The following is a 13,978-nucleotide window of genomic DNA, read 5'->3' on the forward strand; positions in this document are numbered from 1 at the left end:
TGTTACGCCATACGTTACGTAACCCTCGACGTTATCTCAGATGGCACCTCTGACCTGCGATTTTCCTGTGGAGCTAAGGGGATTCGAACCCCTGACCCCCACACTGCCAGTGTGGTGCGCTACCAACTGCGCCATAGCCCCGAAGACGTGCCTGTCGAAGTTACACCACGGCCTGCCCGGCTTCAAAGTCGCTGATCAAGCGGGCTCGGCCGGCGGATCCCAGTCGTTGTGGGTCAGCGGGTCGAGGTGCTGGGTTTCCGGCGAGAACATCCACACGACGGCCGCGCACGCCAGGATGAAGGCGCTGACGATGAAGCCCCATTCGAAGCCGAAGTGCTTGGCGATCTTGGCCACCCCCATCGCTCCGGCAATCGCGCCCAGGTCGGCCATCATCTGGAACGTCGCGACGGCGGTGCCCGCGCGCGCGGCGTTGCCGAGGATGTCGGCGATCGCGGCCTGCTGGGGCGATGCGAACACCCCCGACGCCGCACCAGCCACACACGCCGCGACCAGAAACACCGTCAGCGACGACGAGATGCCCAACCCGACCGTCGCCACGCTGCACGCCAGCAGGCCTCCGATCAACAACCCGCGCCGGCCTATCCGGTCCGACAGGTAGCCGCTGGGCATCACCACGACGACGTTGCCGATCGCGAAGACCGCCAGTGCCAAGCCGGTCATCCGCGGCCCGCGATGCAGCACATCCGAAATGAACAGTGGTACAACGGCCATCCGCAGTCCGAACACCGCCCAACCGGTCGCGAAGTTCGACAACAGCGCGGAACGGTACGCACGGTGCCGCAGCGCGGTACGCAGGCTCACCGGTGGATCGATGTGCTCGGCCGGCGCGCCCAGCTCCGACCCGCGCAAGCTGTAGAAGACGACGAGAGCGGTCACCAGCATGGCCACGCCGTAGACCAGGAACGGCGCCCGGAGCCCGAAACCCGCTGTGAGACTGCCCATCAGCGGGCCACCGACCAATCCGACCAAGAATGAGCTGGCGAACAGCCCGGCAACCCGACCGCGCGCATCGGGCGGGCTGATCCGAATCATCAAGCCCAGCGCAGAGATAAAGAACATCGTCGAACCGATGCCGCCGATAGCGCGGAACACCAACAGCTCTGAGTAGTTGCGCACGAAAGCGCACGCGCCGGTCGACGCCGAGACGATCAACAGCCCGGCCACATAGACCGGGCGCTCCCCCATCCGCTGGACTAGCATTCCGCTGGGCGGCGCGAAGCACAGGCGCATCACCGAGAAGATGGTGATCGCGAACGTCACCGCCTCGATGCTGACGCCGAACGTGCGGGCGTAGGCCGGCAGCACCGGCGACACCACGCCATAGCCGAGCGCGGCCACCACGTTCGCCCCGATCAGCACCCACGCTTCACGCGGCAGACTCGTGTTGTCGCGGCGCCACAACGTCAAGCGGGCGCGCGGAGAGACGAGGATCACCCGATGACTTTATCCACAACCTGTTGCGCAGCTCTCTGGACGTCCGATAGGTGATCTGGACCACGAAATGACTCGGCATAGATCTTGTACACGTCCTCGGTGCCCGACGGCCGTGCCGCGAACCAGGCGTTGGCCGTCGTCACCTTCAATCCGCCCAACGGTGCGCCGTTACCCGGCGCCGTCGTCAGCTTCGCCGTGATCTCCTCACCGGCCAACTCCGTCGCGCTGACCTGCTCGGGCGACAGCTTTGACAGCCGGGCCTTCTGCTCGCGGTTCGCCGGCGCATCAAGTCGCGCATAGCTGGGCGTGCCGTACTTCTGGGTCAGTTCCTGATAACGCTGCGACGGCGTTTTGCCCGTGACGGCCAACATCTCGCCGGCCAGCAGAGCCAGGATGATGCCATCCTTGTCGGTGGTCCACACCGACCCGTCGCGGCGCAGGAACGACGCCCCCGCCGACTCCTCGCCGCCGAATCCGACGGTGCCGCTGATCAGACCGTCGACGAACCACTTGAACCCGACGGGCACCTCGACCAGCCTTCGCCCCAGGCCGGCCACCACCCGGTCGATGATCGACGAGCTGACCGCGGTCTTGCCGACGGCCACACCCTCGGGCCAGTTCGGCCGATGCGTGTAGAGGTAGTCGATCGCCGCCGCCAGATAATGATTCGGATTCATCAGACCAGCGTCAGGGGTGACGATGCCGTGCCGGTCGGCGTCGGCGTCGTTGCCGGTGGCGATCTGGTAGCGGTCGGGGTTGCCGGTTACCGTTCGCACGAGCCCCGCCATCGCGTCCGGCGAGCTGCAGTCCATCCGGATTTTGCCGTCGTGATCGAGCGTCATGAACCGCCAGGTCGCGTCGACCAACGGGTTCACCACGGTCAGATCGAGGTGGTGCCGCTCGGCGATCGCGGCCCAGTAGTCGACGCTGGCCCCGCCGAGCGGGTCGGCGCCGATCCTGATCCCGGCTTTGCGGATGATCTCGACGTCGACCACGTTCGGCAGGTCGGCGACATAGGCGTCCAGGTAGTCGTGCCGCTGAACGGTTTGCAGTGCGCGGGCCAGCGGCACCCGCTTCACCGCCTCGCCGCTTTTGAGAATCTGGTTGGCGCGCTGGGCAATTGCGTTGGTCGCAGCGGTGTCGGCCGGACCACCATTGGGCGGGTTGTATTTGAAGCCGCCGTCGTAGGGCGGGTTGTGCGAAGGCGTCACCACGATCCCGTCGGCCAGTCCGGCACTGCGGCCCCGGTTGTGGGCGAGGATCGCGTGGCTGATTGCGGGAGTCGGCGTGTAACGGTCGGCGGAGTCGACGGCGGTGACGACGTCGTGGGCGGCGAGCACTTCGAGCGCCGACACCCACGCCGGCTCCGACAGCCCGTGGGTGTCCCGGCCGAGGAACAGCGGGCCGCTTGTGCCGTGCGCGGCACGGTACTCGATGATCGCCTGAGTGATGGCCAGGATGTGCGCCTCGTTGAACGCGCCGTCCAGCGCCGAGCCACGATGCCCCGACGTTCCGAATTCCACCCGCTGAGCGGCGTCGTCGGGATCGGGTTCGACCGAGTAGTACGCCGTGATCAGATGGGGCAGGTCGACGAGGTCTTCGGGCAGGGCCGGCTGACCGGCACGAGGGTTGACCACCATGTCGTCGATTGTGCCGAATAAGCTGCCTGAGCACCGCCTGCAACCGAAGGGATTTCGACGAGTGGCAAGCTCCGCGTCGCCGCGCGACTATCGGGAGTTGGCCGCGGTGTTCGCCGGGGGCGCGCTGGGCGCCCTGACACGCACCGGTCTGAGCGTTCTGCTGACCACCGATCCGGCGCGCTGGCCGTGGACGACGTTTATTGCCAACATCGTCGGCGCCTTCTTGCTGGGGTATTTCACCACGCGACTGCTGGAGCGGTTGCCACTGTCGAGCTACCGGCGTCCTCTGCTGGGAACGGGCCTGTGCGGTGGCCTGACCACCTTCTCGACCATGCAGGTCGAAACGTTGGCGATGATCGAACGGCACCACTACGGCTTGGCGATCGGATACACCTGCATCAGCATCGTGGTGGGGTTGCTGGCGGTGCATCTCGCGTCGGCGCTGGTTCGACGGGCAGCGGTGCGTTGAATGACCGCCGTCGACCATGACCCGAACGGTGCGATCCAGATGAGGCACCCGGAGCGACGCCGATGATCTGGATTGGGGTGCTTCTCGCGGGGGGCGTGGGCGCCATGCTGCGCTTCCTGGTCGACGGCGCCGTGGCGCGGCGGGCGGGCAAGTCGTTTCCGTTGGGTACGTTGGCGGTCAACATCAGCGGCGCCACGTTGCTCGGGTTCCTCGGCGCCTTGGCCTTGGATGGCTACGCCGCGTTGCTCGCGGGTACCGCTCTTGTCGGCTCCTACACCACGTTCTCCACCTGGATGCTGGAAACACAGCGGCTCGGCGAGGAGCGGCAAGTCATTACTGCTACGGCCAACGTCGTCGTGAGCATGGCGCTGGGTATCGGGGCGACGCTGTTGGGGCAGTGGACCGGCGGCCTGCTCAACCCGCACCTGCACTGAGCCGCGACAGCGCCCGCAACCTGATCGAACACCGCCCCGATGGACCGGCGCTACCCGGTCAGGGTGGTGATTCGCCGGATTACCTCGTCGCGCCCGAGGGTGCGCGCGATCTGGAACAGGTCGGGACTTTTGGTCGAACCGGTCAGGCCGACCCGAATCAGCTGCGAGGCCTCCCGGATCGAACCGGGGTAGGCATCGGGGTTCTTTTTGTATTCCTTCGCGTTACCCGCGAAGCCGAACTTCATGGCCAGGTCGCGGATCTGCTGGAACCACTGCACCGGGTCGTCGAGATCCTGGTAGCCCGCGACGAATTCGCCGGCGAAGGACCGGACCAGGTCGATCGGCAGCTCCAGTTGCGCGTCGTCGGCAGCCACCAACGTGAACAGGTCGGCAAAGAAAAAACCGTACGCGTCGCGGAAATCCGACCACTTGCGCAGGTCTTTGCGTGGGTTGTCGACGCCGTCACGCTCGACGGCCAGCGCGGCCAGGGTCTGCTCCGGACGGGCCTCGATCACCTCCCGCAGCTCGGGATCGAACTCGGCCGCCCACGTCGTCAGCGCGGCATAGATCTGCGGACCGGTCAGTGTCGCGATGTGGTCTGCGCTGATGTCTTCCAGCTTCACCAGGTCCACCAGCGGCCCCGCGCCGCCGCACTCGGCAAGCGAGATCGGCGCAGCGAGGGCGTCGGGCAGCGGAACCTCGGCCAGCCGCCCGTTGGCCAGCCCGCGCAGGTAATACAGCACGGCATCGGCGGGATAGCCCGAGCGGATGTAGAAGTCGACGTCGGCCTCGGGATCTTTGCGCTTGGACAGTTTGCGCTTGCCGCCGGGGATCTGCTTCATCAGCAGCGCGATGTGGGCGTAGGTGGGCGCCGGGAAACCCAGCGCCGCGAACAACTGTAGATGCAACGCCGTCGACGACAACCACTCCTCGCCGCGGATCACCAGGTTGCATCGCATCAGGTGGTCGTCGACGGCGTGGGCAAAGTGGTAGGTCGGAAGTTGCACCGACGCAGACGATTTCAGGATCACCACGTCGTTGTAATTGTCCTCCATCGACAATTCGCCGCGGATCGCGTCGATGAAGGATGCTCGTCCGCCGGTGCGGCCGGGCGAGCGGAAACGCACGACGTAGGGCGCGCCTGACTCCAACTGCTCGCGGACCGCGGCATCGTCGGCGTCGCGCCAGATCGCCCATTCACCGTAGTAACCGGTCGGCCGCTTGAGCTGTTGCTGGCGGGTGCGGATCTCGGTGAGCTGATCCGACGTCGCGAAGCACAGGTACGCCTTGCCGGCGCGCAACATCTCCCGCGCATAGCTCAGATAAATCGTCGCGCGCTCGGACTGGCGGTAGGGCCCGTAATCGCCGCCGGCGCCGACGGCCTCGTCGGGAATGACCCGAAAGTAGGCAAACGCCCGATCGAATTGTTCGTAGGCTCCTGCCACCTCGCGAGACTGGTCGGTGTCTTCGATCCGCACGAAGTAGCGGCCATGGCTCTGGTGCGCGACCGATGCGTCGATCATCGCGGTGTAGATGCCGCCGAGGTGAATGAAGCCGGTCGGCGACGGGGCCAACCGGGTCACCTGGGCGTCGGCGGGCAGGTCGCGGGGCGGGTAGCGCTGTTCCCACTCGATGGGCTCGGGCAGGTCGGCGGGAAAGAGGCGGTCGACCTCATGCGGCTCTAGCATTGCGGTGACGGCTCCTTCTACGGTGGTTGGCCCCGTCGATGTTAGTCAGGCTGGTCACCGGCTGTGCCGCCCGTAGGCTGGGCACGATGAGCATCACACCCGACACCGCCGTTGCTCTGCACGACCGCTTCGCCAGCGACCTGCCCGAGATGGCTGTCAGCTGGCGCGCTCAGACCTTCCCCGACCCGCGGCTGCTGGTCGTGAACACACCGCTGGCTGGCGAACTCGGGCTCGACCCGGCCTGGTTGGACAGCGCCGACGGGCTGAGCTTCCTGGTGGGCGGCCAGGTTCCCGACGGGGCCAGGCCGGTCGCCCAGGCCTACGCGGGGCATCAATTCGGCGGATACGTGCCGCAACTGGGCGACGGTCGCGCATTGCTGCTCGGCGAGCTCGCCGACGCCGACGGGCGGTTGCGCGACATTCACCTCAAGGGTTCGGGCCCCACGCCGTTCGCCCGCGGCGGCGACGGGCTGGCGGCAGTCGGGCCGATGCTGCGTGAGTACGTCGTCAGCGAGGCGATGCACGCGCTGGGCGTCCCGACCACACGATCGCTGGCAGTCGTGGCCACCGGCCGCACCGTACACCGCCAGACACCGCTGCCCGGCGCCGTGCTCACCCGCGTCGCCGCCAGCCATCTGCGAGTTGGCAGTTTCGAATTCGCTGCGGCCACCGGCAACCTCGACCTGGTGCGCCGGTTGGCCGACCATGCGATCGCCCGCCATTACCCCGGGGCCGCGATGCTCGAGAACCCCTACCTCGCGCTGTTGGAGGCGGTGGCTGCGGTGCAGGCGTCGCTGGTGGCGCGGTGGATGCTGATCGGCTTCGTCCACGGGGTGATGAACACCGACAACATGACGATCTCGGGTGAGACCATCGACTACGGCCCGTGCGCCTTCATGGAGGCCTACGATCCCGACACGGTATTCAGCTCGATCGATAGCTGGGGTCGTTACGCGTACGGCAACCAGCCGGCGATCGCCGGGTGGAATCTCGCCAGGTTCGCCGAGTCGCTGCTGCCGCTGCTGGCCGACGCGGTCGATGACGGGGTTGTCTTCGCGCAGAAGGCTTTCCAGGTTTTCCGCGATCAGTACGACGCAACGTGGACCGACGGGATGCGGGCCAAGCTCGGGCTGGCGGCCGATGTCGACGCCGCCACGGTCACGTCGTTGTCCGAGGATCTGCTCGCGCTGCTCAAGGAGGGCCGAGCCGACTACACCTCGTTCTTCCGCGCCCTCAGCAGCCCCGCCGAAGTCCTTCAGATACCTGGCATCGACACCTGGATCTCACGCTGGCAAGCGCTGAATCCCGATGCGGCACTGATGAATCGGAGCAACCCGAGCTACATCCCGCGCAACCATCTCGTCGAGGAAGCACTGGGAGCCGCGACCGCCGGCGATCTGAATCCCTTCCAGCAGTTGCTCGTTGCAATCAGCGACCCGTACCTCGAGCGACCGGGCCTGGAGCGCTACGCGCACCCGGCGCCAGACGGTTGCGGTGACTACCAGACGTTCTGCGGCACCTGATCTGCCGCGGCACGCTGTTTCAGTGCGGCCTGCAGAATCGACCCGGCAGTCACGAACGCGGGTTTGTCACGATCGGCGGGAACGATGGTCAAACCGGCGGCCCGTCGCAGCACCATCAGCGCCAGCCCACTGTGGGTGGTGTACGCGACGATCAACAGACTGACCCGCGCCTTCTCGCCGTTGACGGTGATGACGTGCTGCGGCTTGGTTTCCCAGCCAGGCCAGTTGAAGTCTGGCGGCCGCTGAAGGTGCGGCCAGTTCACGTTGATGGAGGTGATGCCGCCCAGCGTCGGCGTCAAAGCCTGAATGAGACCGGGTAGCTCGACCGTCATGCGGTCGACTCGCGGCCACCAAGCGCCGTCGATTTCTCCGCCGAACTCACTGGCCAGTGAGAGCCGAACGGGATTTGCCGATCGCCAATGGGTCATCTGACGGCAGATCGATTAGAGCTACAAGCATTGGTAGTCAACGGAATTACCTAACGGCCAACGTCGCCCCCGGCCGCTGCAGGAAGCGGAGGAATCCCATTGTCCGTGAGTGCCATGCTCACGTGCCGCGATGCATCACCGCCGACAACGAAAAGGCTCGTCATCCACGCTACGCCACCGACGGCCGGGTCGGCCAATTTGGGACACCACCGTGCATCCAAAGCGCGTAGAATGAGAATAAGGAAAACCGTAAGGAACCAGTGGTTACTCAAAGTTGGCGCGAAGCGCCCGAGATTCATCCGTCTCAGATCCGTGTTGGTGACGTCATCGGCACCCTGCGCGAGACCAGCTTGCGCTACACCGTCAAGTTGATCAGCACCCCTCAGCAGGCCCCCCGCAGGTGGACGTTCTTCGGCCGCGACGACAGAGGCACGGATTATGCCAATGCCTTCGGAGAGGCCGATCTCGTTCGCCGGTACGCCAAAGCAGGGTGACAACGGGCGGCCGCCGAGGTGCTGATCGAGAACGCCCTGGCTCAGCGCGCGCCGCGCAATAACCGACCCGGCCGTGCGCCGGTGTCGGCGCCGTCGCGGCGCGTCACCACGCCGTTGACGATGGTGGCCTGGTAACCCGACGCACCCTGAATCAGCCGCTTGCCGCCCGCCGGCAGGTCGTACGCCATCACCGGTCGATGCAGGGTGATCGCATCCATGTCGATCACGTTGATGTCGGCACGTTTTCCGATCTCGACGACGCCACGGTCGGACAGCCCGAATAGCTGCGCGGTGTCCGACGACTGCTTACGGATGACGTACTCCAGCGGCAACCTGTCGCCGCGGCGTCGGTCGCGCGCCCAGTGCGTGAGCAGGAAGGTCGGGAACGACGCATCGCAGATCATGCCGCAGTGCGCACCGCCGTCGGACAGGCCGACCACGCCCGCCGGATGGGTCAGCATCTCGCGGATCGCGTCGTGATTGCCGTGGGCGTAGTTGTAGAACGGCAGCATCAGCATCGACGTCGCCTCGTGCTCGAGCATCAGGTCGTAGAGCGTCGACAGCGGATCTTCGCCGCGTTCGGCCGCGATCTTCTCGACGGTGCGCTCGTCGGTCGGTTCGTAATCGGGCGGGTCGCCCATCGCGTAGGTGCGCCCCATCGCGTACTGGGCGAGTGCAAACATGTTGTCGAACAACAAATTCGGATCTGGCGGCAGGTCGTCCTCGGCAAGGATCGCGGACTTGACGGCCGGGTCGGCCAACCGCTGCGCCAACTCCTCGCGGGTACATTCGGCCTTCAGCCGCCGAAACGTCGGGCGGTGGGTGAAGGCGTGGTGCCCGTCGAACCCGAACAACATGCCGAAGGGACGCGCGGCGATCTGCGGGTAGAGTCGGCTGCCCGCGGCGTGCGCCGCCGCCGAGATGTCGAGCTGTTCGCGCCACAGGTCCGGAGCGGCATCGACCTGGATCATGCCGAACGAGATCGGGCGATCGATCTCAGCACCCAACCGCTGCATCCACTCCAGCTCTTTCTTGGGGGCGATGATGTCCTCGCCGGCGACACCCTGCGGCGCGAGCTCGAAAACCGCCTGACCACCCGCGGCCATTGCCCGGCCGAGCCCGAACAGCTCATCTTCGGCGGCATAGGTTCCCGGTACCGGTTCACCGTCGATGGCCCGGTGGCCGATCGTGCGCGAGGTTGAAAAGCCCAGTGCCCCAGCCTCGATCGCTTCCTGTACCAGGCGCGCCATCGCCTTGATGTCGTCCGGCGCGGCCGGCTCGTTGCGGGCGCCGCGCTCGCCCATCGCGTAGGCGCGGATCGCACCGTGCGCCACCTGACTGCCCACGTCGACGGCGAAATGCCGCCGGCCGATGACGTCGAGGTAGTCGGGGTAGCTTTCCCAGCCCCACGAGATACCCTCGGTGAGCGCGGCGCCGGGGATGTCCTCCACGCCTTCCATCAGGCCGATCAGCCAGTCCTCTCGGCCGGGCCGCACCGGCGCGAACCCGACACCACAGTTACCGGTCACCACCGTGGTCACCCCGTGGCCACTGGACGGCTCGAGCAACGCGTCCCAGCTGACCTGACCGTCGTAGTGGGTGTGGATGTCGACGAATCCTGGCGCGACGATCCTGCCGGATGCGTCGATGGTCTCGACGGCATCGCCTTCCAGCGATGGGCTACCTGGACCGCGGCGCCGAATCTCGACGATCTTGCCGTCTTTGACGGCGATATCGGCGTCGTATCGGTCCGCGCCGGTCCCATCGACGACGGTGCCACCGGTGATTTTGAGATCGAACACATTCACTCCTAGGGCCGCACTGCCGACAGGTACAGTGACCACTCCAAAGAAAATGTAACACCGTTACAGAGGCTCCGGGGGTAGTTCTATGACCACTCGCGCCGGCGAAGATGCGATCGGCGCACCGCCGCAGCGGCCGGCGCTGGTACCCGCCGTCCGGTACTACTCCCCGGCGTTCGCCGCCGGCCGCGACGTTGACCTGAACTGGGACCGCAATCTCGATCGCTACCTAGACCTGCCCGCACAGAACCGCATCAGTGGAAGTGAACCCGGTGCCGGCAGCCCTTGACGCGACGGCGATCCTGGACACCGCCGCCGGCCTGATCGAACGCCAGGGCGTCGAGGCGTTCACTATGCGGGGCCTCGCCGAAGCACTCGGGGTGGCGGTGACGTCGATCTATTGGCATGTCGGCGGTCGCGACAAACTCTTCGACAGCCTGGTCGACCGACTGCTCAGCGAGATGGCGCAACTACCCGTTACCGGCGGCAAACCGGTGGAACGTATTGCTTCCCTGGCCCGTTCGCAGCGTCAGGCGTTGATCGAACGCCAACACCTGCTCGCCATCGCCCACGAACGCGACCGCACGCCGACGTTGTTCCTGCCGATCCAGCAGAAGCTGGCCGCACTGCTCGCGGAGTTGGGTGTGACCGGCACCCAGGCCGCACTGGTGCTGCGTGCGGTGCAGGTGCATGTCATATCGTCGGCGGTGATGCAGTTCTCGGCGATCCGCGGGGCCAAACACGAAGAGGAAGACCCCTCGTTGTGGGACGACGACTGGCCCGATCAGGCACTGGTGCAGGCCCTTCAATCCCCGACCGATTACGACGCGGTATTCGAGTACGGGCTGGCCGCGCTGCTCACGACTTTGCCGAAAGCGGTTACCCCACAAGAAAATCTGTGACGATGCCGGCCACGTCTTCGATCGCGGCGCGCGGAATCACTTCGAAGCCGTGAGTGCTCAGCGTGGGCAGACACAACAGTCCCGCCCGCGGGGTCAGCCCACTGGCTTTCGAGTGCGAGGCGTCAGACATGAAGGCTCCCAACGCGGCCGGCTGCGGGGACAGCCCCCGAGCGACCGCAATCCCCATCAATCGATCAGCAACGTCTTTGTCGTAGACGCACAACGCGTCGCTGTAACCGACGATCGGACCGCCGGTGACCGTGGTCGCGTACTCCCGTTCGGTGGGACCGACCTCCAAGGCGATGGTGAGCGTGCCGGGCAGTGTGGCACTTGCGTATGAGCCACCGACACCTCCGATCTCCTCGTTGGTGGTGAAGACGAGATATGCATCCTGCTCTGGTCGCTGCCCGCGCTCATGGATCAGGCGCGCCGCGCGCAACAGTGCCGTCACTGCAGCCCGGTCATCGAGGAAGTACGCGCCGATATAGCTGCCGAACTCGACGAGGTCACGCTTGCTGCGGTCGACACACACCCGCGTTCCGGCATGTACCCCGGCAGCGGCGAGATCGTCGGGCGCGCGGCCGGTGAATACGTAGACGTGGTGCCAGTCCAGCGAGCGATCACCTTTGTCGGGTTTGGTCTCCCAGATTCGCGGGCTCTCCTTGGTGGTGTGCTCGGAGCCGAGCGTGAGTACACCGGTCAGGGTCTGGGCGTCGCCGAGGACAGCGACCGGACCGAGTCCGAAATTGCCCGGGTACATGGTGCCGAGCTGCGTCATGTGCAGTGCGCCGTCTGGTTCGACTCGTTTGACCATCATCGACAGTTCGTCCATGTGCGCCATGACCCGAATTGCCGAACCGCCGGAGATCGAACTCGTGCGCTGCCGGTGCCCGGTCGATTCCGACGGCTCCGCGGCGATGTAGCCGATCAGGTTGCCGGCGTCGTCGGTCCACATATCGTCGACCAGTGGTTGCAATTCGCGCGCGCACACGGCGCGCACCGCGTCTTCCTGACCGCAGGGCCCGTAGGTCCACAACAGTTCCTGCAACAACTTCTCGGTGGTGTTCAGGTCTCGCTGCCCCATCCGTTTCCTTCCCGTCTTCCCCACGGTAGCGATCGACTCGCTGACGGACCAGGCTGGTTCGCCGACGAATCATGAAGTGGTGGCCGCGAACGGCATCGTGCGCGATGCTGGATTCAGCGAGTTGACTGGCCGATGGCGGAGGGATCGCAATGAACGAAGAGCAGCTTCAGCGGATGGAGTCGGGCGGGGGCTTCATCGCCGCGCTGGATCAAAGCGGTGGCAGCACCCCCAAAGCGCTCGCTCTCTACGGGATTCCCGAGCATGCGTACGGCAACGAAGCACAGATGTTCGACCTCATGCACCAGGCTCGAGCCCGATTGATCGAGAGCCCCAGTTTCACCGGCGACAAGATTCTGGCCACGATTCTCTTCGAGCAGACGATGGATCGGGCCATCAACGGCGTGGACACTGTCGACTTCCTCTGGCAGCACAAGCACATCGTGCCGTTCGTCAAGGTCGATCAGGGGCTGGCGGACGCACGGTATGGCGTGCAGCTGATGAAGCCGTTGACGAGACTCGACGGACTGCTCGAGCGGGCCGTGGCCAAGGGCGTCTTCGGCACCAAGATGCGCTCGTTCATCGCGGAGCCGAATGGCGCTGGGATCACCGCGATCGTCGACCAGCAATTCGAGGCCGCCGCGGCCATCGCGCGACATGACCTGATGCCGATCATCGAGCCCGAGGTCAGCATAAAGTGTGCCGAAAAATCAACGGCGGAACGGCTTTTGGTGGCGGCGCTGCAGGAGAAACTCGACGGTCTTCCCGAGCCTCGGCAGGTGATACTCAAGCTGACGCTGCCGGACGAAGCCGGTCTCTATACCCCGCTGATCGAGCATCCCCGGGTGCTGCGCGTGGTCGCCCTGTCCGGTGGGTACAGCCTCGCCCAGAGCGCCGACATCCTGTCCCGCAACCACCTTCTGATCGCGAGCTTCTCACGGGCCCTGACTGAGGGTCTCACCGTCGACCAGAGCGATGCCGAGTTCGATCAAAAGCTCAAGGCCAACATCGACGAGATCTACGCCGCATCGGTGACCTGACCCCGACCGCAGCCGAGAGTGTCGGACTTTCAATAAACTACTTCCCGATGCTGGAAATCCGCCACGAGTCGACCGCTCCGACCCGAACCCTGCGGCTCGCGTCGGGCGACCAGATCCCGGCGCACCGACACGACGACCACCAGATCGTCTACGCCGGGCGCGGCGTGTTGGCGGTGACGACGGACCGGGGGTCCTGGATCGCGCCGGCAACGCGGGCCATCTGGATTCCTGCCGGGACGTTTCACGCGCACCGCGCCTACGGCGAACTCAAGCTGCACACTGTGGGCCTGGCTGCCGCCGACAATCCACTGCGACTGGACTCGCCCACCGTGCTGACCGTCGGACCGCTGCTGCGTGAGCTCATCATCGCCTACACCCGCGACGAGCCAGAGACGCCGGCAAGAGCCCGCGTGCGCGCCGTCCTGCTGGACCAGTTACGCAGCTCGCCTCAGCAGCCCTTGCACGTTCCCGCCCCGACCACTGCCCTGCTCACAGCGGTCTGCGACATCCTGCAGGCCAACCCGGGAGATAGCCGTACCCTTGCCGAGTTGGGTCATCTGGTCGGCGCGAGTGATCGCACTCTGTCGCGGCTGTTCCGCGAAGACCTCGGCATGACCTTCCCGCAGTGGCGTACCCAGTTACGTTTGCACCGCGCGCTGATTCTGCTCGCCGAGCGCACACCGGTGACGACGGTGGCCCACCAATGCGGTTGGTCGTCGGCAAGCGCATTCATCGAGGTGTTCCGGCGCAGCTTCGGCCACACCCCCGGGGCTTCTCCGGTGAATTAGGGACAACCGCAACGTAACTGGGCTACCGGCTAGTCGGGTCTGACAGCCCGCCAGCGCAGCTGGACACCGGCCACGTCGATGCGGACAGCACCGAACCCGGCCGCGCAGAGGCGATTCCGCAGTTCGTCGGGCCGAACCGGGTTGTAGGTGTCGCCGATGTGGACGAATCGGAACGGCAGCGACGGCACGCGGTCGCTGCCGGCGAACACACCGCCGGGCCGCAGCACTCGAAAC

The 13,978-nt window shown here is 65.9% G+C and carries 14 protein-coding genes, 1 tRNA gene and 1 pseudogene; 8 read left to right on the plus strand and 8 right to left on the minus strand.

Annotated features, from left to right (window positions below):
• Positions 1–68: 68 nt before the first annotated feature.
• The 3 genes from AC2VOG_RS20360 to pgm all read right to left on the minus strand — a co-directional run bounded on the left by AC2VOG_RS20360 (position 69) and on the right by pgm (position 3,095).
• Positions 69–141 (minus strand) — tRNA-Ala (locus AC2VOG_RS20360).
• Between the two features lie 54 nt (positions 142–195).
• Positions 196–1,455 (minus strand): MFS transporter, encoded by a 1,260-nt coding sequence (locus tag AC2VOG_RS20365; protein WP_486941627.1) that lies wholly within the window; start codon positions 1,453–1,455, stop codon positions 196–198.
• Positions 1,452–3,095 carry a phosphoglucomutase (alpha-D-glucose-1,6-bisphosphate-dependent) gene (gene pgm / locus AC2VOG_RS20370; RefSeq protein ID WP_486941628.1) on the minus strand — a complete coding sequence of 548 codons (1,644 nt, stop codon included), beginning with the start codon at positions 3,093–3,095 and terminating at the stop codon, positions 1,452–1,454. Before pgm ends, AC2VOG_RS20365 begins: the two co-directional genes overlap by 4 nt.
• A 61-nt stretch (positions 3,096–3,156) precedes the next feature.
• Here pgm and crcB (AC2VOG_RS20375) point away from each other — a divergent pair, with 61 nt between their 5' ends.
• Both crcB (AC2VOG_RS20375) and crcB (AC2VOG_RS20380) read left to right on the plus strand, forming a co-directional pair.
• A complete protein-coding gene (crcB, locus tag AC2VOG_RS20375; RefSeq protein ID WP_486941629.1) occupies positions 3,157–3,564 on the plus strand; it encodes a fluoride efflux transporter CrcB in 408 nt (135 codons plus the stop codon).
• A 62-nt stretch (positions 3,565–3,626) separates the two neighbouring features.
• On the plus strand, positions 3,627–3,998 hold the full coding sequence (gene crcB, locus AC2VOG_RS20380; RefSeq protein ID WP_486941630.1) for a fluoride efflux transporter CrcB: 372 nt from the start codon (positions 3,627–3,629) through the stop codon (positions 3,996–3,998).
• Between the two features lie 50 nt (positions 3,999–4,048).
• Here the strand turns inward: crcB (AC2VOG_RS20380) and AC2VOG_RS20385 are convergent, their stop codons facing one another.
• Positions 4,049–5,686 (minus strand): glutamate--tRNA ligase, encoded by a 1,638-nt coding sequence (locus tag AC2VOG_RS20385; RefSeq protein ID WP_486941631.1) that lies wholly within the window; start codon positions 5,684–5,686, stop codon positions 4,049–4,051.
• 86 nt (positions 5,687–5,772) lie between these two features.
• On the opposite strand from AC2VOG_RS20385, the gene AC2VOG_RS20390 reads away from it, so the two are divergent.
• Positions 5,773–7,209: a protein adenylyltransferase SelO gene (locus AC2VOG_RS20390; RefSeq protein WP_486941632.1), complete on the plus strand. Its 1,437-nt coding sequence runs from the start codon at positions 5,773–5,775 to the stop codon at positions 7,207–7,209.
• On the opposite strand, the gene AC2VOG_RS20395 is transcribed toward AC2VOG_RS20390, so the two are convergent.
• On the minus strand, positions 7,185–7,637 hold the full coding sequence (locus AC2VOG_RS20395; protein WP_486941633.1) for a DUF5994 family protein: 453 nt from the start codon (positions 7,635–7,637) through the stop codon (positions 7,185–7,187). The genes AC2VOG_RS20390 and AC2VOG_RS20395 overlap by 25 nt on opposite strands.
• A gap of 260 nt (positions 7,638–7,897) precedes the next feature.
• Between AC2VOG_RS20395 and AC2VOG_RS20400 the strand changes: the two genes are divergently transcribed.
• Positions 7,898–8,131 carry a hypothetical protein gene (locus tag AC2VOG_RS20400; RefSeq protein WP_486941634.1) on the plus strand — a complete coding sequence of 78 codons (234 nt, stop codon included), beginning with the start codon at positions 7,898–7,900 and terminating at the stop codon, positions 8,129–8,131.
• Positions 8,132–8,172: 41 nt separating this feature from the next.
• On the opposite strand, the gene AC2VOG_RS20405 is transcribed toward AC2VOG_RS20400, so the two are convergent.
• Positions 8,173–9,933 carry an N-acyl-D-amino-acid deacylase family protein gene (locus AC2VOG_RS20405; protein ID WP_486941635.1) on the minus strand — a complete coding sequence of 587 codons (1,761 nt, stop codon included), beginning with the start codon at positions 9,931–9,933 and terminating at the stop codon, positions 8,173–8,175.
• Between the two features lie 88 nt (positions 9,934–10,021).
• Between AC2VOG_RS20405 and AC2VOG_RS20410 the strand changes: the two genes are divergently transcribed.
• Together AC2VOG_RS20410 and AC2VOG_RS20415 are read left to right on the plus strand one after the other, a co-directional pair.
• The gene (locus tag AC2VOG_RS20410; RefSeq protein WP_486941636.1) at positions 10,022–10,222 is read left to right on the plus strand and encodes a hypothetical protein; all 201 of its coding nucleotides are present in this window, start codon (positions 10,022–10,024) and stop codon (positions 10,220–10,222) included.
• Positions 10,206–10,835 (plus strand): TetR/AcrR family transcriptional regulator, encoded by a 630-nt coding sequence (locus tag AC2VOG_RS20415; RefSeq protein ID WP_486941637.1) that lies wholly within the window; start codon positions 10,206–10,208, stop codon positions 10,833–10,835. The genes AC2VOG_RS20410 and AC2VOG_RS20415 overlap by 17 nt, the downstream gene beginning before the upstream one ends.
• Here the strand turns inward: AC2VOG_RS20415 and AC2VOG_RS20420 are convergent.
• On the minus strand, positions 10,813–11,919 hold the full coding sequence (locus AC2VOG_RS20420) for a M42 family metallopeptidase (RefSeq protein ID WP_486941638.1): 1,107 nt from the start codon (positions 11,917–11,919) through the stop codon (positions 10,813–10,815). The genes AC2VOG_RS20415 and AC2VOG_RS20420 overlap by 23 nt on opposite strands.
• 149 nt (positions 11,920–12,068) lie before the next feature.
• Between AC2VOG_RS20420 and AC2VOG_RS20425 the strand changes: the two genes are divergently transcribed.
• Positions 12,069–12,956: a fructose bisphosphate aldolase gene (locus tag AC2VOG_RS20425; RefSeq protein WP_486941639.1), complete on the plus strand. Its 888-nt coding sequence runs from the start codon at positions 12,069–12,071 to the stop codon at positions 12,954–12,956.
• Between the two features lie 47 nt (positions 12,957–13,003).
• On the plus strand, positions 13,004–13,744 hold the full coding sequence (locus AC2VOG_RS20430) for an AraC family transcriptional regulator (RefSeq protein WP_486941640.1): 741 nt from the start codon (positions 13,004–13,006) through the stop codon (positions 13,742–13,744).
• Positions 13,745–13,773: 29 nt separating this feature from the next.
• Here the strand turns inward: AC2VOG_RS20430 and AC2VOG_RS20435 are convergent.
• Positions 13,774–13,978 (minus strand): annotated as a pseudogene (locus AC2VOG_RS20435) (SAM-dependent methyltransferase); the annotation flags it as partial.

This window comes from Mycobacterium sp. TH-M11, assembly GCF_057473725.1.

Coding starts and splice junctions, on each gene's coding strand:
- pgm (WP_486941628.1), bottom strand. CDS start 3,095: ATGGTGGTCAACCCTCGTGCCGGTCAGCCGGCCCTGCCCGAAGACCTC.
- AC2VOG_RS20430 (WP_486941640.1), top strand. CDS start 13,004: ATGCTGGAAATCCGCCACGAGTCGACCGCTCCGACCCGAACCCTGCGG.
- AC2VOG_RS20410 (WP_486941636.1), top strand. CDS start 10,022: ATGACCACTCGCGCCGGCGAAGATGCGATCGGCGCACCGCCGCAGCGG.
- AC2VOG_RS20425 (WP_486941639.1), top strand. CDS start 12,069: ATGAACGAAGAGCAGCTTCAGCGGATGGAGTCGGGCGGGGGCTTCATC.
- AC2VOG_RS20420 (WP_486941638.1), bottom strand. CDS start 11,919: ATGGGGCAGCGAGACCTGAACACCACCGAGAAGTTGTTGCAGGAACTG.
- AC2VOG_RS20385 (WP_486941631.1), bottom strand. CDS start 5,686: ATGCTAGAGCCGCATGAGGTCGACCGCCTCTTTCCCGCCGACCTGCCC.
- AC2VOG_RS20395 (WP_486941633.1), bottom strand. CDS start 7,637: ATGACCCATTGGCGATCGGCAAATCCCGTTCGGCTCTCACTGGCCAGT.
- AC2VOG_RS20390 (WP_486941632.1), top strand. CDS start 5,773: ATGAGCATCACACCCGACACCGCCGTTGCTCTGCACGACCGCTTCGCC.
- crcB (WP_486941630.1), top strand. CDS start 3,627: ATGATCTGGATTGGGGTGCTTCTCGCGGGGGGCGTGGGCGCCATGCTG.